Here is a 24,669-nt window from a genome sequence, read left to right as displayed (position 1 = left end):
GCGTCGGCGGCGCGGCCGCCGCCGTCCGCAACGACGGCCGACGGCCCCGCCTGCCCGGCGAGTAGCAGCACCGCCATTCAGCCCCCCAGCACGCGCTCGCGGCGGGACGCCGGCATCCCGCTGCCGCCGGAGGCGTCGGGGCGCACAGCGAGGATCTGGTCGACACCCATGCGCCCCTCCTCGAAGGAGAGCGCCCCTCCGGCGAGGTAGAGCCGCCATACCCGCGCGGTCCCCTCGCCGGCCAGCTCGACCGCCTCCGCCCAGCGCCGCTCCAGCTCCGCCGACCAGGCGCGCGCGGTGTGCACGTAGTGCTCGCGCAGGGCGTGCACGTCGCGCACCTCCAGACCGGCGCCCTCCAGGCACGCGACCGTCTCCCCCACCGGGCGCATGTGCATGTCGGGCGCGATGTAGGACTCGATGAACGGGCCGCCGCCGCGGTACCGCCCGCGCCTCGACATCTGCTGCACGAGCAGGCGCGCCTGCGGCGCCAGCAGCGAGCGCAGCCGGGCGGCGAAGGCCCGGTACTCGCGCCGGCCCACGTGCTCGCCCATCTCGACGGCGGCCACCGCGTCGAATGCGCCCTCGCCGATCTCCCGGTAGTCCCCCAGGTGAACGGTCACCAGATCGCCCAGGCCGCGCTCGGCGACCCGGCGGCGCACGAACTCGGCCTGCTGCGCGGAGAGCGTGACGGCGGTGACGCGGGCGCCGTGGCGCTCGGCGGCGTACAGCGCCAGCGAACCCCATCCGCAGCCCACGTCCAGCAGCCGCGATCCCGGCCGCAGCGCGAGCTTGGTGCAGATCAGCTCCAGTTTGGCGTCCTGGGCCTCGGCGAGGGTGGCGTCGGGACCCTCCCAGTAGGCGCACGAGTAGGCCATCGAGGGATCCAGCAGCAGCCGGTAGAGGTCGTTGCCGGCGTCGTAGTGGTGGGAGACCGCGGCGGCGTCGCGGCGCAGCGTGTGGCGCCGCCCGCGCAACCGCGCCTCGGACGCCGGCGGCGGGGGCGGCGGCCCGACCGCTTGCAGCGCGAGGGCGACCCGGGCGGCGCGGGCGAGGGCGGCGGGCGTCGGGCGGAAGGCGCCGCGGTCGCGCCGGCCGCCGTAGACGCGGCGCAGGCCGTCGGCGAGGTCGCCCGCCACGTCGACGTCGCCGCTGACGTAGGCGCGGGCCAGTCCCAGCTCGCCGGGGCGGGCGAGAATCCGGCGCAGCCCCTCCGGGCGGTTCAGCACGACGGTGACCGCGTCGCGGGGGCCGGCCTCGCTGCCGTCCCAGGCACGCACCCGCACCGGGAGCCCGCCGGCGAACAGCCCGTCGAGCGCGGGCACGAGCATATGCGCGGCGCCGCGCGGGCCGGTCGCGGCGTGTTGCGCGCCGGTGCCGGGACGGGCCGCCGACTGCGGGGACTCCGGGGCCTCGGCGGTCGCGGGGTCGGTGGGCACAGTGGTCATGGCTCTAGTCACGCTCCATCACGATCTGCTCGACATCGATCGTTCCCGAGCGGAAGCCCGCTTCGCAGTAAGCCAGGTAGAACGACCACATGGCGCGGAAGACGGCGTCGAAACCGAGCGCCGCGACTTGCTCGTGCGCCGCGTCGAAGGTCTCGCGCCAGATCCGCAGCGTCTCGGCGTAGTCGCCCCCCAAAGCGCGGCGGTCGGTGATCCGCAGGGCCGTGCGCAGCCGCAACTGCTCCTCGATCGCCTCCACGGAGGGGATCAGGCCGCCCGGGAAGATGTACTTGTGCATCCAGGTGTGGCTGCCCCGCGAGGCCCGCATCGTGGCGTGGTCCATCGTGATGGACTGCAGGCCGATGCGCCCGCCCGGTGCGGTGAGGCGATCCAGCGCGGTGAAGTACACCGGCCAGTAGCGCTCGCCGACCGCCTCGACCATCTCGACGCTGATCACGGCGTCGTAGCGTCCGGTGACCTCGCGATAGTCGGCGAGCCGGATGTCGGTACGCTCGGCGACCCCGGCCTCCTGCGCACGCAGCCGGGCCAGGTCGCGCTGCTCGCGGGAGAGGGTCACCGAGGTGACCCGCGCGCCGCGGCGCGCGGCGCGCACCGCCGTCTCACCCCAGCCGGTGCCGATCTCCAGAACGCGGGTGTTCTCGCCCACGCCGACGAGGTCCAGCAGCCGGTCGGTCTTGCGCCGCTGGGCGTCGGCCAGCTCGGCCTGACCGCCGCCCGTACGCCCCTCGAACAGACCCGCCGAGTACGTCATGGTCTCGTCCAGGAACAGCGCGAACAGGTCGTTGGACAGGTCGTAGTGGTGGGCGATGTTGCGGCGCGCGCCGCTACGGGTGTTGCGGAGGCGGCGCGGGCGCCGCGGCAGGGTGACGTGGCGCAGCGGTTGCAGCGGGCGCGGGATCAGGTCGTCGTAGCACTCGGCGAGGGCGGTCAGCAGGCGCACCGGCTCGGGCGCCGACCAGTCCCCCGCCATGCGGGACTCTCCGAACCCGATCAGGCCGCCGGCGGCCAGCCGCCGGTAGAAGTCGGCGGGGCGGTGCAGCTCCAGCAGCGGCGCCTCGGGGCCTCCTGCGCTGGGCAGCGGGCCCTCGGGGGTGGTGACCCGGATGGGCGCGCGCGCGAAGGCGTGCCGGGCCAGCTGCCGCGCGACGCGGCCGCGCAGGCGGTCGCCCGGCACGTGTGCGACGTCGGGCCAGCGGTCCGGGTCGACGGCGGGTGCGCGCGACTCCGCGGCGAAGCGGTCCGAAGCAGGCAGCCGGACGGACTCGGAGGGTGTCCGGAGCGGCCGGGGTTCTCCGCCCCCGGTACGGGGCGGATGCGTCGTGGTCATCGTCGGTCCTCCGCATTCTGCGGTGTCCGTGGTTCGGGTGCTGTCGTGTGCCGGTCGATCCGGTCTGCGGCGGGTCCCGCGCGGCCGGGCGGGCGCGGTTGCATGCGCAGCCCGCGGGCGAGCAGGCGGACGCCCTGCCACCGGATGCGCAGCGCACCGAGCAGCGGGGTCATGGGGTGGCGCAGGGCCAGGCGCAGCAGCGAGCCCGCGGTGGCGGGCCGGCGCCGGCCGTGCAGCGAGGCCGTGAAGGGCGGGCGGCCCTCCCGGTGCAGGCTGACCGCGAGGTCCAGGCGGCGGCCCGGTTCGGGCAGGCTGAGCCGGTAGGTGCCGTCCACGGCGTTGAACGGCGAGACGTAGAACTCCTTGGGCACCTCTGCGCGGCCGCCCTCGTCGGTGCGCAGCAGGTAGCGGTGCCGCTGCCGGTAGGTGTTGTGCACCTCGGCGATCACGCAGGCCGCGGTGCCGTCGGCGGCGCGGCACCAGTAGACGGTGATGGGGTTGAACACGTGGCCGAGTACCCGCGCGTGGGCCAACATCACCACCCGGCCGCCGGTGAGGTCGATGCCGTGGTCGGCGGCGAAGGCGTCGACGTTGCCGCGCAGCGTGCCCCGCGGGTCGCCGCAGTGGTCGGCGACCCGGAACCGGGCCAGCGGGCGCAGCACCCGCGGAAGGACCGGCAGGTCGTCGAGGTCGACGAGCCAGTAGTAGCCGCGGTAGGCGAACACGTTGCGCACCGGCTCGGCGCGGGCGTGGCGCACGGTGGCCTCGTAGAGCGCGGGCGCGGCGGGGCCGCTGCTCACCAGCGGACCCCCAGCAGCTCGGCGGCGCGCACCCCCGAGCGGCACCCGTCCTCGTGGAACCCCCACCCGTGGTGGGCGCCGGCGAAGGCGAGGGTGCCGTCGCTGAGACCGGGCAGCCGGCGCTGAGCCCGGAGGGTCTCGGGGGTGTAGACGGGGTGCTCGTAGACCGTTTCGGCGACGATCCGGGCGGGGTCGACGGCGTCGGCGGCGTTGAGGCTGACAAGGTAGTCGCGGCCCGGGTCGAGGCCCTGCAGCCGGTTCATGTGGTAGGTGACCTGCACCGGCGTGGTCGCCGCGGCGCAGGAGGCCATCCGGTGGTTCCAGCTGGCCCAGGCGTTCGTGCTGCGCGGCATCAGCGAGGCGTCGGTGTGCAGCAGCGTGGGGTTGCGGGAGTAGCCGAAGGCGCCCAGCACGTCGCGCTGCTCCGGGGTGGGGCGTTCCAGCAGGGCGAGGGCGCGGTCGGCGTGTACGGCGACCACGCAGCCGTCGAAGCGCGCGGCGTCGCCGTCGTCGGTGCGGACTTCGACACCGTCGCCGGTGCGGCGCACCGTCCGCACCGGGGTGGACGTGCGCACCGACGACAGCGGTTTCGCGGCCCGCTCGACATAGGCCCGCGAACCGCCGACCACGGTGCGCCAGGCGGGAGAGCCCGTCATGCCGAGCATGCCGTGGTGGTCCAGGAACGTGAACAGGTAGCGCGCGGGATAGTCCAGCGCGGTCCCGGGCGGGCACGACCACACCGCCGAGACGAGCGGCACGAGGTAGTGGGCGATGAAGTAGTCCGAGTGCCCGGCTCCGCGCGCGAACTCGCCGAGGGCGGGTTCGGCGGTCTCGGGCTCCTCGGAGGAGGGCGCGCCGCCGTCCAGCAGTCGGCGCGCGGCGCGATGGAACATCGGGATCTCGGTGAGCATGCGCAGGTAGGCGGTGCGCGCCAGGACGCCGAGGTCGGGCGCCAAGCCGCGGATGCCCCTCGCTCCGGCGTACTCCAGCCCGCAGCCCTCGCACCGCACGGACAGGCTCATCTCGGTGGGCCGGGTGCTGATCTCCAGCTCGCCGAAGAGGCGTGTCAGCTCGGGGTAGGTGCGCCGGTTGTGCACGATGAAGCCGCTGTCGACAGCCGCCGTGGAGCCCCGGGGCCCGGGCACGTCGTGGGTGTGCGCATGCCCGCCCAGCCGGTCGTCGGCCTCGAACAGCGTCACCTCGGCCCCGCCGCGCTGCAGGATGTGTGCAGCGGTCAGTCCGCTGACCCCGCTGCCGACCACCGCCACCCTGCGCGGCGCACCCGCCGCACCCGGCGTAGACGTATGGCTCATCGAACCGCGCCCTCCTTTCCGGTTCCGGCCGCCGACACCGTCGGCGCCACCGTTCATTCGGGGCCGGTAGCCGGAGTGGATTGGTGCGAGCGCCGCGCCACGCGGCGCCGAGGCGGGGGCGGGCGGTTCGGCTGCCCTCAGGCCGCACCCCCGAACGGGTGCGGCGATCGTCGAACCTGTCGCAGCTTCAGCCGCGTGGGCGGTAGACCGTTCACGCCCGCTGCCGGCGAAGCGATCGCATCGGACCGGACTCGGGCGGGCATGGCCGGCACGACCGACACGGCCAACACGGGCAACCCGGATAGCACAAAGCGCGCTGCCCGATCCCCTCGATCGGGGACCGGGCAGCGCGCTCGACTCTTTCTCGGCGCAGGAAGGCCGTACGGCGGTCGGGCCGCCGAGCGGTCGAAACCCGCCGAACCCTCAGCTCTGCAGCGGCATCTGCATCATCGGCTCGCTTGTGGGCTGCTCGGAACCGCCCTCCGGCTCGACCGTGACCGCGATGGCCTGGGTGTCGCCGATGTCGCCCGCCAGCACCGGTCGGACCGCGCCGTCGGGAGCGACCTGCAACAGGCCGGCCGATCGGACGGAGCCCTCGGAGTCGGCGAGCCAGAGCTGGTAGTCCTGCTGTTCGAGCCGCTCCAGGCCCTGTGCGCTGAAGACGAGGTCTCCCCTGCTCTGCGAGGAAACCGCGGTCACGCTCACGCCTTCGGCTGGCTCCGCGCTGGAGACCTCGGCGTCGGGTGCCGACAGCACGGCCGCGATCTGGCGCTGGTTCTGCTGCAGCTCGCCGATCTGGCGCTGCTGCATGAAGGCCACGCCGCCCAGTGCCAGCACCGCCGCCAGGCACGCGGCCAGCGCCAGCCCGCCGCCCCAGCGCAGCCAGCGCGAGGTCTGCGGCGCCGGCGGGGTCTCCCCCTGCGGCGGCAGTTGGCGAGTGCGGGCGACCTCGTCCAGCACGCGCTGACGCAGCCCCTCGGGGGGCGTGCGGGCGGCCGCCGAGCCCAGCAGGGTCGTCGTCTCGGTCATCCCGCGCACCTCTTGGACGCAGGCGTCGCAGCGCGCCAGGTGCTCCTCGAAGCGGCGCCGCTCATCCTCCGGAAGCGCGTTGAGGGCATAGGCGCCGGCGAGGGTGTGCAGGTCTTGGCGCAGTCTCGAAGTCACCACTCCACCCCCAGGCAGTCGCGCAAGCGGATCAGGCCGTCGCGCATCCGCGTCTTGACCGTGCCGAGCGGCGAGGAAAGCAGCTTCGCCACTTCACGATAGGTATATCCGCCGTAGTAGGCCAGGCGCACCGACTGACGCTGCAACTCGGTCAGCGTCTCCAGACAGCGCCTGACGCGCTCTCCTTCCAGATGCGATGTGGCCTCCTCTTCCACTTCGTCGTAAGGCGTACCGCCGCCGGCCGCGGCCGCGCGCACCTCGCGGTCGCTTCCGGCCTGCTCGGCGCGCACCCGGTCCACGGCTCGGCGGTGCGCGAGCGTCATCATCCACGCCTGGGGGCTGCCGCGGTGGTCGTCGTAGCGGCTCGCCGAGCGCCATATCTCGACCATCACCTCCTGGGCGACCTCCTCTGCTTGAGCGGGATCGCGCAGGATGCGGCGGATGAGTCCGTAGACCGGGGCACTCATGGTGTCGTAGACGCGCTCGAAAGCGCGCTCGTCTCCCCGGGCCACGCGGTGCAGCAGCTCGCCGAGCCCTTCCTCGGGCGGCGCGTCGGGGCCGGGTACGCCCGACAGCCGGCGTGCGGAATCCTCGTTCATCGTCCTCGTTCCTGTCCGAAGCCGAACCCGGACGGGTCGCTGTCCACCGCCGACCCGTCCGGGAGCCCGAAGGTACCGGGCTCTCAGCCCTGCGGCATCAGGACACCGTCGATGATGTAGACCGTGGCGTTGGCGGTCTGCACGTTGCCGCAGACCACGCTGGCCGCATCGCCGTTGACCGTGTAGTCCTCGCCGGAACCGGAGGTCTCGACCGTGTCGCCCTGCAGCGACGTGAAGGAGCCGTCCTGCAGCTCGTCGGGGGCGTGCCTGCCCTCGACGACGTGGTAGGTCAGCACCTCGGTGAGCTGCTCCTGGTCCTCCAGCAGCGCGTTCAAGTCCTCCTCGGGAATCTCCTCGAATGCGGAGTTCGCGGGCGCGAAGACGGTGATGTCCTCGGCGTTGTTCAGCGTATCGACCAGATCCGCCTGCGTGACGGCGTCGACGAGGGTGGACAGCGCCGGGTTGTTGGAGGCGGCGGTGGCGACGGGGTCCTCGGCCATGCCGGAGAAGCTGCCGGCGCCCTCGGCGGGCACGTCTGCGCAGGCCGGGCCGAAGGGCTCGGACATCGCCATGTCGGTGCCGCCGGTGGCGGCGGGCGACTCGGTGGCGCCCGAGGTCGCGCCCTCGCCGCCGCCGGTCTCCTCGCCGCCGGCGGCCATGTCGCCGCCCCCGCCGCAGGCGGACAGGCCGAGGGCCAGGGCGGCCACGGCCGAGGCGATGCCGAACTTGTGCATGTGCTTGGCGTTCATGGTGCTCTCCTCTTGGGTTTTCAGGTTGCGCGGTTTCGCTCGTCGGGATCGGGTTAGACGAGCAGTGGTTCGGGGCCTTGAACGATGAGGCGGGGGGCCTCCTTATCGACGTTCTGTTCTGGTCCGACTCCGCCGGGTCACCGGCAAGAGGCGTATAGGGACGGCTTTCGCCCCGGCGAGGGCGTTAACTACAGCCCCGGCGAGGGCGTTCACTCCGCGGTGATCTGCACGGAATGCCAGCCCGTCGCTCCGTCGGGGATCGGTTCGGCGCGTCTGCTGGTCTGGGTGTAGCCGGTGTTGTCCGTGGCACGGACCTCGAAGGTGTGGCGCCCCGGCGACAGGTCGAACTCCGCGCTCCACTGCACCCAGGTGTCGATGCCGGGGACCTCGGCCAGCTCGGCCTCGCGCCAGGCGCCCTCGTCGACGCGGACCTCCACCGCCTCGATGCCGCGCTGCTGGGCCCAGGCGACGCCGGCGACCGTGGCCGCCCCGGCCTGCACCTGCTCCAGCGGGCCGGGGACGTCGATGCGCGACATGGTCTTGATCGGCGCCCGCACCGCCCAGCCGCGCTCGGCCCAGTAGGCGGAGGCGTCCGCGAACCGGGTCAGGCGGATGTCGGTGACCCACTTGGTGGCGCTGACGAACCCGTACAGGCCGGGGACCACCATGCGCACCGGGAACCCGTGCTCCAGGGGAAGCGGTTCGCCGTGCATCGCGATCGCCAGGATGGCGTCGCGCCCGTCGAGGACGGTCTCGGTGGGGGTGCCACAGGTCCAGCCGTCCTGGGAGGTGCTCAGGATCTGGTCGGCGCCGCTGTGCACCCCCGCCTCGCGCAGCAGATCGTCCAGCCGCACGCCCAGCCAGCGCGAGTTGCTGACCAACTCGCCGCCGATCTGGTTGGACACGCAGGTCAGCGTGGTGTCGGTCTCGACCAGTCGGCGCCGCAGCAGCGCGTCGTAGTCCAGCTCCACGGGGTTGTCGACCATGCCGTGGATGCGCAGCCGCCACTGGTCGGGGTCGACGCGCGGCACGGTCAGCGCGGTGTCGATCCGGTAGAAGTCGCTGTTCGGGGTGCTGAAGGGCGACAGCCCGGCGATGTCCAGGTCGACGCCCTCGGGCAGCGGCGGCAGCGGCTCGGCGGCCGAGGGCAGGCTCAGGGCGGAACGCTTCTCGACGACGCCGGCGCCGGTGGCGAGGTAGCGGCCGATCCCCCCGGAACCGGCCGCGACCGCCAGGACCCCGGCGCTGGTGATGAGGAAGCGCCGCCGCGAAGCCCGGTCCCCGTCGGGCCGCTCGGGCTGCTGGAGCCCTTGGAGTCCGCCGGGGGCGGTCGACGCGGCCTGGTCGCGGGGGTCTCCCTCCCCAGAAGGACCTCCCGCCGCCGCAGAAGCCGCAGCCCCGGCGGACCCGTCTTGGCGTGCGCCGCCACCGTCCGCAGTACCGGTCTGCGGCGCACCTTCTGCGAGGCCGTTCCGGATTCCGCCCCTTCCTTCGGAACCCGGAACGGCCCCACCGCCCCCGCGGAGGTCACGAACGGGGGCGGCTTGCTCGACGGGGGCGGCCTCGGCTGCCCGACGCAGCAAAAGCAGCAGCGCCGCCTCTCCGGCGAGCGCACCCGCCACCACCGGGACGACCGCGAACGGCTCGTCGGCGCGGCGGGCGGTCACAGCGAGTACCCCGGCCGCCGCGAACAGCGCGAAACCGATGTAGCCGACGTAGCCGCGCCGCACGGCCGCCGCACCCAACGCCAGGGCCAGCAGCGCGATCACGGCGTACATGCCCACCAGCAGGGCGGCCTTGTCGTAGACGCCGAACAGGGCGATCGCCAAGTCCTTGGCCCAGGACGGGCTGTTGTCGACCACGGCACCGCCGACGCCGATCACCGGGGACGCAGTGCCCATGACGCCGGCGACCAACTCGCCGACGCCCAGGGCGGTCCCGCCCGCCAGCAGGCCGGCGAGGGCTCCCGCGGCGTGCCTGCGGCGCCGCGCGGAACGCGGGCTCACGTCGTGTCCTGTGGTACTCACACCCGGCATTCGACGCCCGGCGCGCGGTGGATTGGGGGTGCGCGGGATTTTTTCCGGCGGGCTCGGCAGCTGCGGAGGCGGCCGCGCCAGCGCGGCCGCCCGGCGGCTGCCCCCGGCCCCCGATCCGGCGCGGCCACCGGGCCGTGCGGGCACCCGCGACCGCGCCACACCCCGCGCCGGCGCGGGCCCGGTCCCTTACGGCGGCACCAAGCCGGTCCACCGGCGCCGGTAGGTCCCCTATGCCGGTCCATCCGGCGATGATCGCGAACTTATGGCCGCGGGATGCGCTTTCCTGCGACCATAAGGTCGCGATAGACGGGCCAAGCCGCGCCGAGTCTGTCTTCAGGGCTGGATTCGGCGCCGAATCCAGCCCTGCATTCAGACTCGATGGGACCGGTGCTACCTATTGCAGGGTTTCGACCGGACAGCGGCCGCAATCCGGTGGAAACCGCGCGTTGGATGCGCCGACCGGCCTGCGGCGCCCTCGCCGCCCGCGCCACCGGCGAGCACCCGACACGACGACCGCAGGCCCGGCCATCCGCCGTGCCCGCTGCCGCCGCCGTCCCGTCGAGTCCGCCCGACACCCGGCAGACCGGCAGGCTGCGACGCTAGCAACGGCCACCGACATTTCCCCTCAAGACGAAGCCAAGCCTTCTTCAGGACCGCGCTCCGCACCCGCGGCGCCGGGTGCGTCGATGTCGAGCGTGAGATGCCCGATCGTGAAGTAGAACGGAGCGGGCACCGGCGGGCGCCGGAGTGCGGCGAGGCTGCGCAGCGCGTAACGGGGCCAGTCGATCGACGCGTGGACCCCGGTGAAGAAGACGTGGCGCCTACCGCCTCCGTCCGCGTCGTCGGCGCACAGGCTGGCGCCGAAGAAGCCGTTGCGCAGCCAGGCCGGTCCGCCGGCGGCGCCGACCAGGAGTCGGGGTTTCGACCAGTCCCGGACGTCGCCGCTCGGCCCGGCCGACGTACTCAGCCAGAGCCCCTGCTCCGGGTAGCGGGACTGGCCGAACACATTGGGGCTCGTGCTGAGCAGCATTTCGCAGCGGTCGGGCCGCTGCAGCACGTAGGCGTGGGCGAAGCTGTGCTCCCGGGAGTGGAACGGCCACGGCGGGCTCCAGGTGATGCCGTCGGTGCTCTCGGTGTAGCGGATCTCGCAGACGGGCTGCTCGCCCTTGGCGGGTTCATGCGGACTGGCCCGGAACCACATCCGCCACTTGCCGTCGGCGAAGACAACCTTGGGGCCGAGGGTGCTGGGGTTCGCGGAATCGCCCGTGACCACGGGGGCGCCGTGGCGCCGCCAGCCGTCGGGTGTGTGCTCCAGGAACCCGATGGCGTAGGGGGTCTCGTTGCCCTGGGCCCTGCGCGAACTGCGGCCCGTGTAGTAGATGCGCCGGCACGGGACCCGCTCGCCGTCGGGGGTCTGCTTCCACCCGCTGACGAAGCAGGGCTCGTGCAGTCCGCGGCGGTCCCATTCGCCCCTGGCCGGCTGCTCGATCAGCGGAGCCGCCCTGCCGGGGCGGGCGGAACCGGTGGTGATCGTCCAGGCCGTCCCGTCACCGAGGCGGGCTCCCGCAGGCAGGTAGGCGCTGAAAAGGTTGTTGGTGAAGTCGCGCTGGAATCCGCCGAAGTACATCCACCACCGGCCGTCGATCCTGTGCACGTTCGGGTCCCCGGCGCCGAGCAGGTTCGTGATGGGCCGGTAGCCGTCGAGCATGCTGAATATCGCTCGCGGCCGTGTGGTCGTCTCCATGGTGCTCCGCCTTCCCGGCTACGGCGTTCCGCTTGGATGGGTACGCTGTACTCAGCGCATGCGTACAACGTACTCACCGGGTTATGCTGAGGCAAGACCGAAAAGGACGGAACCGGGTGAACAGACGACCGCGCACAGCGGCTCCCCTGACCAGGGAGCGCATCGCCGCCGCCGCGATCGACACGGCGGACGAACACGGCTTCGAAGCGGTCTCGATGCGCCGCGTGGCCGAACACCTCGGGTCGGGGACCATGTCGCTGTACCGGCACATCGCAGACAAGGAAGAACTGGTCTCCGCGATGGTCGACCGGGTCGCCGGGCGCTACGCCTATCCCGACCCCGCCGGCATGGACTGGCGGGAGCGCATGCACGCCCTCGCCCGCACCGACTGGCGGATGTTCGTGGAACACCCCTGGATGCTCGCCGCCACCGCCAACCTCTCCCCGCCCTTCGGCGCCGAGTCGCTCGCCGGGATGGAATGGGCACTGGACGCGCTGGAACCCGCCGGCCTGGAGCCGCACCAGGCCGCGCAGGTCGTCATGACCGTCAACCACTACGTCCAGGGGAGCGTCCGCGTCGTCCTCGGCGAGGCGGCGCGCTCGGCCGATACCGACGACCCCGGCGCCAACTGGCGGCAGCGCCTCCACGACGTCGACCTGGAGCGCTTCCCCCGGCTGCACGACCTGGTCCGCCGCCCGCTGCCCCGCACGGAACGGGACTGGTTCGCCGAGGGCCTGGACGTCATCCTCGACGGCGTACAGAGCCGCCTCGCTCCGCGCACGGACGCACCCGGCGACTGAGGGAAGCGCCACGGGACCGGGGCCGGCGCCGGCGCCCCGGTTCGATCCGCTCCGGCGCGGCGGCCGCCGTTTTCGGTACCGTCTCCAGGGTGAGCGGTGACAGCAGCGCGTACCTGATGGTGATCGGCGACCGGGAGGCCCTGGGCTGGATCCTGTCCACCCAGCAGACCGCATTCCCCGCCGCCCGGCGCGGCGAGGCCGCGAAGCTGGCGGCGGGCGACCGGATGCTCGTCTACACGACGCGGGGATGCTTCCACAATCCCACCCGCGACCAGGGCCGGGTGATCGCCGAGGCGGAGGTGCAGGGTCCGGCGGTCCGGGACGACGAGCCGGTGCGCTTCGGCGAGCGCGCGTTCCCGCTGCGCTGCCCGCTGCTAATCACCGAGCTCGCCCCGTTCGGCAGCGGGGTCGTCCTCGCCGACCACGTCGAGAACCTGCACGTGTTCCCGGACACCCGCTCCTGGAGTGTGCGCCTGCGCCGGTCCCCCGTGCCCGTCGACGACCACGACCACCGCTACCTGACCGAGCGCCTGCGAAAGACCACCCGCCCGCTCGCCGAGGCCGTCGAGGACTACACCGCCCGCGCCACACCGGCACCGCCACGCCGGTGAGGCCGGCCGCGGCCCGCGGTGCCGTGCCGCCCCGCCTGCCGTCCGCGGCACGTCCTGCGAACGGAGCGCCGCGACCGAACGGTGGCAACCGGGCATACACGCCGGAAACCGCCGAGTGCCGTATTCAACGCCCTCACCCGGCGGTTTCGCATGTCCGCTTTCGGCCATACGCGCACCCCGAAAAGGAACCGCAGGTGAATTCGCTGAAGCACAAGGAACGGGAAAGATCGCGCCAATGATCAGGAATGTCCGACGCGCCACCTGAGAAACTCGCAAAACCGCGCGCACGCCGGGCACACCCGCTACAATCACACGAGCACAAGCGCGGCACCGTCGGCATTGCGCGCCATCCCATCGCTTGTTACGATTTCGCGAAACGATATAGGAATACCGAGGAGCCCGCATGACGCGCCCCTGGGAAGCAGATCCGGAAGCGCCGTTCGCCCGGCGGCTCGGCAAGACGGCGAAAGAACTGGGCGAGACCAAGGGCAGGAACGGATGCCCGGAAATCTGGCAGCTCGGCAACGGCGACGTCGCCGTCATCGGCCGCGACCTCACCGCCGCCTATGCGCAACGCCTCCCTGAAGGCGTCACGATCGCCCCCGACGAGCGCCTCGTCGTAATCTCGGGCCGGATGCTCGGCAGCGCCAAGCCGGACATCGCCGATGCCTGAGTTCTCCCCTCCCGCACTGCGCCCGGCCGACGGCGTCCGGGTGCCCTCCGGTGCGTTCAGCGGCGAGTTCAACCGCGTCGACCAGGCGATCCGCGACCACGACTCCTGGAAGCTGGAGCGGCAGCAGACCTTCGACGAGGGCGACGACGACAGCTGGCTCGCGTTCTGCCGCGGCGAGTGGCACGAAGCGCTGCGGCTGCACGAAGCCCAGCGCCCGCAACTGGAGGCCGTCGGGCGCGAGGACGCCGCCCGCGGCTCGGTCTTCCACCGCGTCCGCGTCGCCGAGGCGCCGCTGACCCCGTACATGCAGTGGGAGCTGCACGCACTGCGCATCCAGCACGAATCCGGGATGCCGGTGCGGGTGGTGGACGGCGGCGCCGTCGGCCACTACGAGAAGACCGGCCCGCTTCCCGAGGTCGTCGTCCTGGGCGGACGGGTGCTCTACCGCGTCGTGTACACGGATGCGGGCGCCGTCGACGGAGCGGTGCGTTTCGACGACCCGCGAACCGTCCGAGGCTGGGAGGCGTTCATCGCCGGACTCTTCCACCGGGGCGAGGACATGACGACGTACTTCGACCGCGAGGTCGCCCACCTCGCGCCGCCGCAGCCGACCACACCGAGGTAGGGCCATCACCGAGCACACCGGGGACCGCGAACCGCCCGGCACCACCACCCCGGAGGTGACGGGGCCCTCCCGCGACGTGGTCCAGGCCGGCCGGGTCAGCGGGGGCGTGCACATCCACCACGGCGCCGCGGGAGCGGAGGGAACGGGCGCCCGCACCCCTCCGCGCCAACTCCCCGGTGAGCCGCACCGCTTCGTGCACCGCACGGCGGAGCTGGACCGGCTGGACGGCCTGCGCACCGCCGAGGGGGATTACCGCCCCGGCGTCTGCGTCATCGCCGGTACGGCCGGGGCGGGCAAGACGGCGCTCGCGCTGCGCTGGGCGCACCGGTCCCGGGAACGCTTCCCCGACGGTCAGCTGTACGTGAATCTGCGCGGCTACGACCCGGGCGAGCCGCTGCCCCCGCTGGAGGCGCTGCACCGGTTCCTCGGCGCACTCGGGGTTCCCGCCCCCGCGATACCCGCGGAGGCCGAATCGGCGGCGGCCCTGTACCGCTCCGTGCTGGCCGAGCGGGCCATGCTCATCCTGCTGGACAACGCCGGGACCGACGCCCAGGTGCGGCCACTACTGCCCGGGCTCACCCGCAGCCTGGTGCTGGTCACCAGCCGGGACCGGCTGTCGGGGCTGGCCGTCCGCGACGGCGCGCACCGGATCACGCTGGGCACGCTGGCCGAGGCGGAGGCGGTGGAGCTGCTTCGAACCGTGACAGCCGACTACCGCCCCGACGACACCCCGGAGCAGCTAGCCGAGCTGTCCCGGCTGTGCGCGCGGCTGCCACTGGCCCTGCGCATAGCGGCCGAACGCGCCGCGAGCCGACCGCACTTGCGGTTGGACGATCTGATCGCCGACCTGCGCGACGAGTCGGCACTGTGGGAAGCCCTGAGTACGGGCGACGACGAGGAGGCCGACGCCGTGCATTCCGTGTTCGCCTGGTCCTACCGCGCTCTGCCGCCGCAGGCGGCCCGCCTGTTCCGGCTGCTCGGGTTGCATCCGGGCCCCGATTTCGGCCCGGGTGCCGCATCGGCGCTGGCCCAGCTCAGCCTCCGCCGGGCGCGCCACCAATTGGACGTGCTCGTCGGCGCGCACGTGTTGGAGCAGACGGCGCCGGATCGCTACACGTTCCACGACCTGCTGCGGGCCTACTCCGCCGACCAGGCCGGGCACGACGAGCCGGCGGAGCAGCGCACGGCGGCGCTGCGGCGGGTGCTCGACTGGTACCTGCATACCGCGGACGCGGCGCAGGCGTGGATCGAACCGAACGAGGACCGCCTGCACCTCGACCCGCCGGCCGAGGGGGTCGCGCCGCTGACCTTCGCCGAGTACGACCACGCGGTGGACTGGGCCGAGCGGGAGCACGCCAACTTCCTGCCCGCCGTCCGGGCCGCCGAACAGGCGGGGCTGGACCGGCACGCCTGGCAGTTGGCCGCCGTGCTCTACAACGCGCAGTCGCCGTCGGCCGTCGCGGCGGACTGGCTCTCGGTCGGCGGGATCGGCCTGGAGGCCGCGCGCCGGCTGGGTGACCGCCGAGCCCAGGCGCGGCTTCTGGAATCTGTGGGGTTCTGCAACCGGCGCGTCGATCGCCTCGCCGAGGCGTTCGACGCGCACACCGCTTCGCTGGAGATATGGGAGGAGTTGGGCGACCGGCGCGGCCGGGCGGACGCCCACAACGCACTCGGCCTGATCGCGATGCGCAAGAGGGATTTGGACAGCGCGGCGGCGCATCTCACGCGCGCCGTCGCCGGCTTCGACGAGCTCGGTCTGGGGCACTGGTCCGCGGTGTGCCGGTCCAATCTGGCCGAAGTCCACTACCAGGCGGGACGCCTCGACGACGCGGCCGCCGCCGTCGAGGCGGCGCTCGCCGACCACCGCCGGCGCGGGGACGACCGAAGCATCGGCAACGCCCTGCGGATCGCAAGCGACATCCACCTCGACCGCGGGCAGCCCGAGGCCGCGCTGCGGGCGGCCGACGAAGCGCTGGAGATCGCGACCGACCTGCGCGACCACGTCATGGAGGGGTACTGGCTGCTGTCCTCGGGCCGCGCCCAGCAGGCGCTGGGGCGTGCGGCCGAGGCGCAGCCCTCCTACCACCGGTCGGCGGTGCTGCACCGCCGACTGGGCGACCGCAGCCGCGAGGCGCGCGCCTGGCAGGGCACCGCGCAGGTCTACCTGGCCTCCGACCGCACCGCCGACGCGGTCGGCTTCCTGCGCCGCGCCGCCGAGGCGCATCGGACGCTCAACGACCCCTGGCACGAGGCGGCAGCGCTGGAGGCCCTTGCGCAAGCGGTGGAACCCGAGGCACCCGAGGAGGCCGATCGGCACCGCGGTGAGGCGCTGCGACTCCTCGGGCCGTTCGAGGACCCGCGCGCGGCAGGCATCCGCGAACGCATCGAACTTCTCCGCCGCAGCGACGGCGACGGCTGACGGCCCGCGCGGCGCTGTGGCCGCCGGTGCGCGCTCCCGGTGACCGCGCGGGTCGGATGCAGCGCCGGCGGGGCCGAGACGCGACCGAGAATTCGGACTTCCGATTCGCCGAGCGGATGCATACCCGTTTCGTTCGCCGATCGACGCAGTGCGGGCGGATGCGGTGATTTCAGCATGTGCGCAACCAGACTCCGCAAAACTCACACCCGCCCGCCGAGCCCCCGGAGAAGCGGGGCTGATCTGCGCGGAAACCGCAGATGAACCGCTGGAATCAGCGGTATCGAAACCTTTACGCGTCGTGTTTTTGCAGGTCAGGGCGATAGTACAAAGATGCGCCCGGGGTTGCGCAACAGACGCGGCTTTCGCCAGAATTCCCGACGTCGGTGCACGGGCGGGCATCGGCGCGGAACAAACCAAGGCCTGATTCCAGACAGGGGACGGTGCTCACACGCATGCTGGTCAGGCACAGGGGAGCCACCGGGCGGACAATCCCCGGGCTCCCCCGTTCCGAATCGCCGCTCCCCCAGCCCGCCAGAGCAGCGGACGCCGGCCCGGCCGTATCCACTGAGCGGGGCCCACCCTCCGCGCACCCCTCCGGCCGCCGCCTCTGCGCGCGAGATCCGCGCCGCGCGGCACCCGGGCGTCCCCCACCGCCCCGTCCAGGGTTTCTCCCCCACCGCCGGCGGCATCCGGCCCTCGCCCCCGTACGGAGCAGCACGCCATGACCCATCCGATCCAGCACCCGACCGACGCCGTCCGGCTCGACGATCCCGAAGCGCTGCGCGACCTGCCGAAGCTGTGGGACTCGCTCCTGGAGCGCTATCCCAGCGGGCTCGCCCCCGTCTTTCTCACCGAAGGCGTACCGGCCTGGCTCATGCTCAGCGTCGACGTCCACCAGCAGGTCCTGCAGGACCCCGACACCTTCGCCCGCGACGTCGACTGGTGGCGCGACTTCCACAACGGCGTCGTCCCCGCGAACTCGCCCCTGCGGGCGATCTACACGCGGCGGCGCAACGTGTGGAACATGGACGGATCCGACCACCGGTACTACCGGGAGATCACCGTCCGAGCGCTGGCCAGCATCTCGCAGAGCCAGGTCGTCGCCCACATCGACGAGGTCGTGGACCGTGTCATCGACACCTTCTGCGCCGAGGGCCGCGCCGACCTGGTCGCCCGCTACACCAGCATCGTGCCGCTGCTGGTGCTGTGCCGCCTCTACGGCATGGAGGCCCAGGAGGGTGTCGCCGTGTGCACCGCCCAGCGGCGGGTGTGGGACGGCGCCGAGGACGCGCTGCACGTGCACGCCCAACTGCAGCGGCGGATGGGCGACCTGGCCGCGCGCCGCAGGCTGGAGCCCGGCCAGGACCTGGTCTCGGAGTTCATCGCCGCCGGCCTGGACGACGAGGAGATCCGCGACCACCTCACCTTCATCACCGCCGCCGCCCACGAGCCCGCCGCGCACACCATCGCCCACGCACTGCGGCTGCTGCTGGACCGCAAGAGCCGGCTGGTGCAGCTCCACTCGGGCCGCACCGTGCGCGAGGCGATCAACACGAGCCTGTGGCACTCGCCGCCCATGCATACACTCGTCGGCCGCTTCGCGACCCGCGACACCGAACTCGGCGGCTTCCGGGTGGCCGCGGGCGACTGCCTGGTCCAGGGGTTCGGCCCGGCGCAGCAGCTCCTGCGCCGCGACGAGCGGTTGGACACCGAGACCAACCGCTCGTACCTGATCTTCGGTCTGGGGCCGCACGGCTGCCCCAGCGTCGGCCGCGACCTCGCGCTGACGATCGCCGAGACGGCGGTGCAGCGGCTCGACCGCCGCCTGCCGGACATGGTCCTGCAGGACGATGAGTGGCAGGGCGGGTCGTCGACCCTGCTCAGCGACGTGGAATCGCTGCGCGTCGCTTTCACGCCGACCGACCGCCTCTACGAAGGAGTCCCGTGGCAACTCACCGCATCGGCATCGACCCCCGAGACCTCGACAGAGACGCGACCGCGCACGCTCTCCATGCGGCTGGGCCAGTGGCTGAGGTGGATCTGGCAGGGGTGAAGGCGCTGGCCGTCACCCACCACGAGGCGCTGCGCAGCGTGCTGGCCGACCGCACCGACACGTTCGTGCGGGGAGACGCCCAGCGCAACTGGCGGGCGCTGCGCGACGGCGAAGTCGACCCCGACAGCCCGCTGGTGCGGCTGGTCAGCGGCGGCGTCGGCAGCCTGCTCACCAAGAACGGCGCCGAGCACACCCGGCTGCGCAAACCGATGCAGACCCACTTCACCCGGCGGCGGGTGGAGGCGCTGCGGCCGCGGGTGGCGGAACTCGCCGAGCAGCTGCTGGACGATCTGGAGGGCGCGGAAACCGCCGACGTCAAGGACCGCTTCGCCTGGCCGCTGACGGTCGGCGTGCTGGTGGGCCTGCTGGGCGTCTCCGAGGAGGACGCCCCGGTCCTGGGCGACATCGCCCGGCGCCTTTTCGAGCTCACCGATCCGAGCGTCTTCGCCGACGCCCGCCGGTTCCTGGCGGGCCTGGTGGAGCAGCGGCGCGCGGCGCCCGGCGACGACCTGGTAAGCGCGCTGGTCGCCGCCGACGACGCGGCCGACGAAGCCGACCGCATCGGCGACGAGCAGCTCGTCGCCAACCTCTTCCTGCTGGTCATCGCCGGTTTCGAGACCACGATGGGCACCCTGGCCAACGGGGTGCGGGCGCTGCTGGCCCATCCCGGCCAGTTGCGCCGGATCACCGCAGGCGAGGTGGAGTGGAGCGCGGCCGCGGAGGAGATCCTGCGCCGCCACTCCTCGGTCAGCCTGCTGCCGGCGGTCTTCGCCACCCGCGACACCGAACTGGCCGGTGTGGCGGTTCCCGAAGGCGAAATGGTGCTGCTGGCCTACGCCGCCGCGGCGCTCGACGCCGACGCCTGGGAGTCCCCCGACACCTTCGACGTCGGCCGCGACACCCGCGGCCACCTCGCCTTCGGCCACGGGCCCCACCTGTGCCTGGGCGCCCCGCTGGCCCGGCTGGAGCTGAACGTGGCGCTGCCGCGGCTGTTCGAGAGGTTCCCCGAGCTGGCCCTGGACGCCGGGAAGGACGGCACCGCGGCCTCGGCGCCGGTGGAGAGCTGGATGATGGCCCACCCGAAGCAGGTGTGGGTGCGGCCGCAGGGTTCCGGCGACGCGCAACCGGCGGTTGCCGGGTAAGGGCCGAGGACGTCCGACCGGATCGCCGGGGCGGGTGCGCGGCGGCCGAGCAGACCGTCGGGTACCCGCTCCGGCGATCCGGTTCGAGAAAGGGACGTCAGCGGCGCTTCGGCTCGGCCCACCCGCTGATGTTCCCGGGCTGCGTCCAGCACCCCTCGGGCGGCTGCGACGGCTTCGGGGCTTTCGCCCGGATACGGAAGGAAGACGACCGGGTCACCCGGCGCCGCTTGGGCACCTCGGACAGCAGGCGCTTGGGGTCGAGATCGAAGTTGCCCAGATTCATCGGACCACCTCCACACCGGTCACCCGCAACGGACGACGCGGCGCATATAGCAACTGTTCGGGCTTCTCGGACAACAAGGTAGCACCGAGGTGTGCCGATGGCGGGTCCTTCTGGCCCGCGGGTTTACGGACGCCGGACGGCACGCCACCGTCAGCGACAAACGAGGATGCCGAGGGTGCGGCGGCAGTCGCATCCAGGCACGACAACGCCCACCGAGGTCAATCGGCCGCATCGCGACGATCGGTATTCGTGAGCGCATTTATCACTAGAGAACCGAGGCGCGCGTAGCTCTCGGGGACGGAGTCGTCGAACTCGACGCCACCCGAAAGATGCGTTCCGGTGTTTTCGGCGACCCCCTGATCGAGCCAGGACAAGAGCAATCGCCCCGCACCGTAGTGTGCTTCGATTACACGGTGCTGTGAGACCATGCCTAGCGGATCGGCCGCCGCCTCCGCGTAATGTTCGGTCGTTCCGGCCGTAGCCGTGGAGCTGCGCCAAAGCGCGGTGGCAAAGGCTTCGCCCAACAATGCTTCGATTCCCGGTTCCACGGCCATGCTGACTCCCGGAGGAGCTGGTTTTCGAGATGCGTCGCTAAGCAGCGGCTGAAGATATACGGAGTCGCCGGCTAGGCGGAGGAGGCAACTTGCTTGGTGTACCTGGCCGACCCGCACCGGAGGTTCCGCGAATTCACGGACCTCGGAAGAAGTCAACTCGTCCCGTAGGGCGACATCGCGGATGAACACTTTCGGCTCCAGACTCCGCGTCCCCCTCTGGGGCACATAAGCTCCCGGTGATCATCAGGCGACCACGTTCGCCGCGGCTCGGCCGACAGGTCGACTACTGGGCCTGGCGCGCGGTCCCCGGCCGGGTGGCGGGTTGAGCGTGGAGGTGAAGTTCTCCCGGTCGGTCACGGGGGCGGCGAGGGGTGCGCCGGTTTCGGCCATGCGGTCGTAGTCGGCCAGGACCAGTTCTGCGGTGCGGTAGGTGCCGTACCGCGCAGTGTCCTTGCGCCGGACGATGGGGAACGTGCCCAGGATGTACTCCGCGTCGGCGCGGCCGATTCCGTACAGGTGGAGGAACAGGGCGTCCAGCTCCGCTCGGATGGCGCGGCGGCGGTCCTCGTCCCATACGAACGGGGCGCCGGTATCGCCCAGGTCCCGGGCGAACGGCGCCGCCCGGTGCGACGTGTACACCAGCTCCAGCACCCGCGGCTCGATGAAGTGCCGGTGTGCCGCGGCGTCGGCGGGAGGCAGCACCGGCAGTTGGGCGAACTGGAAGAAGTTGAGGTTGGTGCCGCCCAGCTTCTGCCGCAGCACGTAGTCGAACACCAGTGACGCCATGTTCGCGTACAGCACCGCCGGGCTCCCGGCCGCGGGGAACACGAGGTTGCCGGAGTCGCCGAGGCCGCCTTCGGGGAGGACGAAGGCGATCGCCGTCCGCTCGTCGGTCGCGCGGCAGATCTTGCGGAAGCCCAGGCACCACTCGCGGTCCCACGATTGGCCTTTCCGCCGGTTCGCCACCTCGTCGGCGTCCACCCAGTAGCGGGGCAGCGCCTCGACCGAGGGGTCCCGTTTCTCCCCCGCTCCAAGGTCGCGGACTCCGCCGTCGTCCCGGTAGGCGGCCCACCGGTGGTCGTAGAGATGCAGCATCTTCGACTCGTAGAGCGGCAGCATGCGCGCCGCGTCTCTCGCGAATTCGTTCCCCGAGAGCCTCCACCCGTCGGCGAGCAACTCCTCGCGCGTGCGGAACAGGTGTGAGTCGGTGGACATGTCGAACATCCGGTGGAAAGCCGCGCCCCACGGGTTGCCGGCCGGGTCACGCTCGTCGACCAGCACCGGCACCCGCTTGTAGATGTCCAGGACTATCTCGGCGTCGCGGCGCGACCGGAACACCGGGAGCGTCCCGGTATTGGGGTTGAGCAGCGCGATCTCAGCCGGCGCCAGGGTGAAGACCCTGCCGGGCTCGCGCAGCTCGGCGGTGGAGCGCAGGAAGAACGCGAGGGCCGCCGCCGGTTCGCGCGTGCCGCTGCCCACCAGGGACAGGACGCAGAACTTCTGCCGCGAGTCCACAGCGGGGAACAGCCCGGCGCGGTTCTCGAAGTCGTAGAGGGCCGAAATCGCCCCGTTGCGGGCCAGGTCGGCGAAGAAGTGGCGGGTCGTGGCATCGGTGGCGATGCCCGTGGGGACGATCAGCCCGGTCCGGCCCTGCGGTGCGGTCAGCCGGCGGGCGGTCTCGGCGAAGACGGCGTAGGTGTTGATGTCGCCGCGCCCGGTCAGCCGGTAGTGCCCGCTGTTGCGCAGGAAGTGGCTCTGGCTTTCGGATCGGCGCTTGACCTCCGCGAACTCCGCGTGCAGGCCGGCGCGGTCGGGGTCGTGCTCCAGTTCCGCGACGGCGCGCCTGCGGGCGGCGCCGTTGGGTGCGGCGGCGATCGCCGGGTCCCGCTGGGCGAAGAACTCCTGCGCCTGCACCTTGATCCGCTCCCACGGCGGATTGCCCAGCACGCAGCTGAAACCGCCCGCCGAGCCCGTCCCGGTGTCGGCGGGGGCGGCCTCCGCCGGGGCGGCGAACACGTCGGGGAACTCCGGGTGCCAGTGGAAGAACCGGTGCCGCTCGCGCAGCCGGGCGATCTCGGTCCGGGTCTCCTCAGGGGTGCCGGGGCCCGCCGGGTCGCGCTGCAGGGCGCGCAGCATTCCGTCCGTCACGGGGCGGGGAGCGTCGACGGTCTTTCTGCACAGGAACGCGGCGCACCAGGCGTCGGCGGCCCGGACGGCACGGCCGTAGTCGGCGGTGTCAGGCCGTTCCGCGGCATCCGCCGCGAACGCCGTGTCGGCGGACGGGCGCTGCCGTTCGGCACCCGGCCGACTGTCCCGGCTACCGCGTTCTGCGGCGTTGATCCGCGCCAGGGACCTCGCGTGTTTCCTGTCGTCGCCCTCCACCGGCTCGAACGCGGCGTCCGGGATTCCCTCGCGCAGCGACGCCGGGGTGGCTCCGATCAGGGAGTTTCCGCACTTCAGGTGCGCATCGAGAAGCCGCGGCGACCCGGGCCGCGGTGCCTCCAGCCACAGCGCCGCCTTCGCCAGTTCCAGGGCCGTCGGGTTGGCGTCGACCCCGTAGACGCACCGCGCCACGACGTCGGGCAGGGCCCGGCGCACCGCCTCGGGTGTCGGTTCCGAAGTGCCCTCCCGCACTGCCGCGACGCGTCTGGCGATCCGCCGCGCGGCCGCGACCAGGAAGTGCCCCGTTCCGCACGCCGGGTCGCAGACCGTCAGCCGCAGCAGCTCGGCGACGGCGTGGTCGGCCGCGTCGGGGCCATCAGCATCGGCCGCCGCGCTCCGACCGCGCTGCTCCGCCTCGTCTACGACCGGGTCCAGCGTGGTGTCGAGCAGTGTCTCGATCAAGGAAGGCGGCGTGTAGTACGCGCCCGTCGTCTTGCGCACGCTGCCCGCCAGCTCCACCAGTTCCAGGGCCGCGTCCGCCGCGCTGTACTCGGGTACGAACCCCAGCAGCGACTCGTAGACCTCCCCCAGCTCGTCGGCCCCCAGCTCGCGGTAGTCGACCGTCCGCCACCGCCCCGAGACCGGGTCCTCGATCTGTGCCAGGCACCGCACCGCAGCCAGCAGCACCTCGTCGGACAGCTCCGCTCCGGCCAGCGGGGCGTCGGCCGTTGTCCGCTCGAACAGCCCGCCCAGCTCCGGCAGCCCCAGGTCCGGGCGGCCGCCTGTGCGCTGCAGCCCGTCCAGCACCGCAACCAGCCTCCGATGGAGGGCACCCTGCCCGGCATCGCCGCTTCCCCGAAGCGCGAGGTTCCGCAACCGCGCCGCGGAGAAGTGGGCAGCGTAGCGCCGCTCGGCCTGTTCGCCGGTTCCGGGTGGATGCAGGATCCCGCGGTCCTCGGCCACGAAGAGCAGCAGCAGCCGGAACACCAGCCGTAGCAGCGCCCCGTGGAACGCCTGCACGTCCAGATCCCTGCGGAACCGTCCGTTCGCGGGATGCCGCAGGAACCCCGTGCCCAGCACCGCGACGGCCTGCCGCACCCCGCCGCGCAGCGACTCCAGCGCACGCGTCCGCTCGGCGGCCGCCTCGCGCCGCCACTGCTCCAATCGGCACGACGACGGCCCCTGCCCGTCCGCCGCCGCGAACCGGGTGGCGTGCAGCAACCGGTACAGCAGCACGAAGTCGTCGAACAGCCCGCCGCCGAAGATCGCCTCGACGTCGAACTCCACGTAGCCGCCTATCGCCGATGCGCTTGACGCCGCCCTCAGCAGCCGCAGCCGCCGTCCATTTGTCAGCACCGCCCACAGGTGCTCGGAGTTCCGGTTCAGCCACACCTGCACCAGCGAATGCGGCGCCGCCGTGTCGTCCCCGGCCGGACGGTCGTCCAGGTCGTCCCGCCAAGCGGTGATGTGGATCGGCACGCAACCGCTCCCATCAGCACGGATGCCCTCCGGCCCCACCGGCGGAACACTGCCGAACCCCAGCTCGGCGAAAAGCGTCTCGACCCACCGGGTGACCGCTGCGTCCGCCGCGGCGTCGGCGCAAAGCTCCCGCCACACGCTTCGGAGGCGGTGCCAACAGCACTCCGCCTCCTCCCGCACCGCCCGGGAGCCGGAGTTCCCGTAGCCGCCCGGCCGCGACCCGGGCATCTCCGCGCCTTCGCCGAGGCGGACGAGCAGGTCGGCCGGCAGCAGCCCCCCGACGGTGCACACGGCGGAAAGCACCCGGTTTCGGGCTGCTGCGGACATCGGCGTCTCCTCCGGCACGGGCGGGCGTTTTCGATTCCGCCCTATCAGAACCGTGCTGCTTTCCGAGAAGGAGCGGCGCCGCAGCAGCAGCCCCGACCGGATCCGGCGACGCGGCCCCGCAGACCC

19 protein-coding genes are annotated in these 24,669 nt (G+C 72.6%); 7 read left to right on the top strand and 12 right to left on the bottom strand.

Annotated features, from left to right (window positions below; all coding sequences use genetic code 11):
• Positions 1-77 precede the first annotated feature (77 nt).
• The 9 genes from EKD16_RS06305 to EKD16_RS06265 all read right to left on the bottom strand — a co-directional run bounded on the left by EKD16_RS06305 (position 78) and on the right by EKD16_RS06265 (position 11,195).
• Positions 78-1,445, bottom strand: coding sequence for an SAM-dependent methyltransferase (locus EKD16_RS06305; RefSeq protein ID WP_131097521.1), 1,368 nt, complete (start codon positions 1,443-1,445; stop codon positions 78-80).
• 4 nt (positions 1,446-1,449) lie between these two features.
• Positions 1,450-2,790 carry an SAM-dependent methyltransferase gene (locus tag EKD16_RS06300; protein WP_131097520.1) on the bottom strand — a complete coding sequence of 447 codons (1,341 nt, stop codon included), beginning with the start codon at positions 2,788-2,790 and terminating at the stop codon, positions 1,450-1,452.
• Positions 2,787-3,590: a DUF1365 domain-containing protein gene (locus EKD16_RS06295; RefSeq protein WP_131097519.1), complete on the bottom strand. Its 804-nt coding sequence runs from the start codon at positions 3,588-3,590 to the stop codon at positions 2,787-2,789. Before EKD16_RS06295 ends, EKD16_RS06300 begins: the two co-directional genes overlap by 4 nt.
• Positions 3,587-4,903 (bottom strand): NAD(P)/FAD-dependent oxidoreductase, encoded by a 1,317-nt coding sequence (locus tag EKD16_RS06290; protein WP_131097518.1) that lies wholly within the window; start codon positions 4,901-4,903, stop codon positions 3,587-3,589. Before EKD16_RS06290 ends, EKD16_RS06295 begins: the two co-directional genes overlap by 4 nt.
• A gap of 423 nt (positions 4,904-5,326) precedes the next feature.
• Complete coding sequence (locus EKD16_RS06285) at positions 5,327-6,067, bottom strand: anti-sigma factor (protein WP_207391444.1); 741 nt, start codon at positions 6,065-6,067, stop codon at positions 5,327-5,329.
• Positions 6,064-6,666: a sigma-70 family RNA polymerase sigma factor gene (locus tag EKD16_RS06280; RefSeq protein WP_131097517.1), complete on the bottom strand. Its 603-nt coding sequence runs from the start codon at positions 6,664-6,666 to the stop codon at positions 6,064-6,066. The genes EKD16_RS06285 and EKD16_RS06280 overlap by 4 nt, the downstream gene beginning before the upstream one ends.
• Positions 6,667-6,749: 83 nt before the next feature.
• Positions 6,750-7,415, bottom strand: a complete 666-nt coding sequence (locus tag EKD16_RS06275) for a fasciclin domain-containing protein (protein ID WP_131097516.1) — start codon at positions 7,413-7,415, stop codon at positions 6,750-6,752.
• A 209-nt stretch (positions 7,416-7,624) separates the two neighbouring features.
• Complete coding sequence (locus tag EKD16_RS06270) at positions 7,625-9,193, bottom strand: molybdopterin-dependent oxidoreductase (protein WP_394347340.1); 1,569 nt, start codon at positions 9,191-9,193, stop codon at positions 7,625-7,627.
• 883 nt (positions 9,194-10,076) lie between these two features.
• Entirely contained in the window at positions 10,077-11,195 is a 1,119-nt protein-coding gene (locus EKD16_RS06265; RefSeq protein ID WP_131097515.1) for a hypothetical protein, read from the bottom strand.
• Positions 11,196-11,311: 116 nt separating this feature from the next.
• Between EKD16_RS06265 and EKD16_RS06260 the strand changes: the two genes are divergently transcribed.
• The 7 genes from EKD16_RS06260 (at position 11,312) to EKD16_RS06230 (ending at position 19,518) form a co-directional block, all read left to right on the top strand.
• Positions 11,312-11,995: a TetR/AcrR family transcriptional regulator gene (locus tag EKD16_RS06260; protein ID WP_242677257.1), complete on the top strand. Its 684-nt coding sequence runs from the start codon at positions 11,312-11,314 to the stop codon at positions 11,993-11,995.
• A gap of 89 nt (positions 11,996-12,084) precedes the next feature.
• On the top strand, positions 12,085-12,606 hold the full coding sequence (locus EKD16_RS06255; protein WP_131097513.1) for a hypothetical protein: 522 nt from the start codon (positions 12,085-12,087) through the stop codon (positions 12,604-12,606).
• 403 nt (positions 12,607-13,009) lie between these two features.
• On the top strand, positions 13,010-13,279 hold the full coding sequence (locus EKD16_RS06250) for a hypothetical protein (protein WP_131097512.1): 270 nt from the start codon (positions 13,010-13,012) through the stop codon (positions 13,277-13,279).
• The gene (locus EKD16_RS06245; protein ID WP_207391443.1) at positions 13,272-13,904 is read left to right on the top strand and encodes a DUF6879 family protein; all 633 of its coding nucleotides are present in this window, start codon (positions 13,272-13,274) and stop codon (positions 13,902-13,904) included. Before EKD16_RS06250 ends, EKD16_RS06245 begins: the two co-directional genes overlap by 8 nt.
• Before the next feature lie 55 nt (positions 13,905-13,959).
• Positions 13,960-16,323, top strand: coding sequence for an ATP-binding protein (locus EKD16_RS06240; protein WP_207391442.1), 2,364 nt, complete (start codon positions 13,960-13,962; stop codon positions 16,321-16,323).
• Positions 16,324-17,044: 721 nt separating this feature from the next.
• On the top strand, positions 17,045-18,376 hold the full coding sequence (locus EKD16_RS06235) for a cytochrome P450 family protein (protein ID WP_131097511.1): 1,332 nt from the start codon (positions 17,045-17,047) through the stop codon (positions 18,374-18,376).
• Positions 18,349-19,518, top strand: a complete 1,170-nt coding sequence (locus EKD16_RS06230) for a cytochrome P450 (protein WP_131097510.1) — start codon at positions 18,349-18,351, stop codon at positions 19,516-19,518. Before EKD16_RS06235 ends, EKD16_RS06230 begins: the two co-directional genes overlap by 28 nt.
• Before the next feature lie 97 nt (positions 19,519-19,615).
• Here the strand turns inward: EKD16_RS06230 and EKD16_RS06225 are convergent, their stop codons facing one another.
• The 3 genes from EKD16_RS06225 to EKD16_RS06215 all read right to left on the bottom strand — a co-directional run bounded on the left by EKD16_RS06225 (position 19,616) and on the right by EKD16_RS06215 (position 24,543).
• Entirely contained in the window at positions 19,616-19,801 is a 186-nt protein-coding gene (locus tag EKD16_RS06225) for a hypothetical protein (RefSeq protein WP_131097509.1), read from the bottom strand.
• Between the two features lie 218 nt (positions 19,802-20,019).
• On the bottom strand, positions 20,020-20,355 hold the full coding sequence (locus EKD16_RS06220; protein ID WP_131097508.1) for a hypothetical protein: 336 nt from the start codon (positions 20,353-20,355) through the stop codon (positions 20,020-20,022).
• Between the two features lie 243 nt (positions 20,356-20,598).
• Positions 20,599-24,543, bottom strand: coding sequence for an Eco57I restriction-modification methylase domain-containing protein (locus EKD16_RS06215; protein ID WP_131097507.1), 3,945 nt, complete (start codon positions 24,541-24,543; stop codon positions 20,599-20,601).
• Between the last annotated feature and the right edge of the window lie 126 nt (positions 24,544-24,669).

The sequence above is a fragment of the Streptomonospora litoralis genome, assembly GCF_004323735.1.
Classification (GTDB): Bacteria; Actinomycetota; Actinomycetes; order Streptosporangiales; family Streptosporangiaceae; genus Streptomonospora; species Streptomonospora litoralis.
This window is presented reverse-complemented; position numbering and strand designations above follow the sequence as displayed.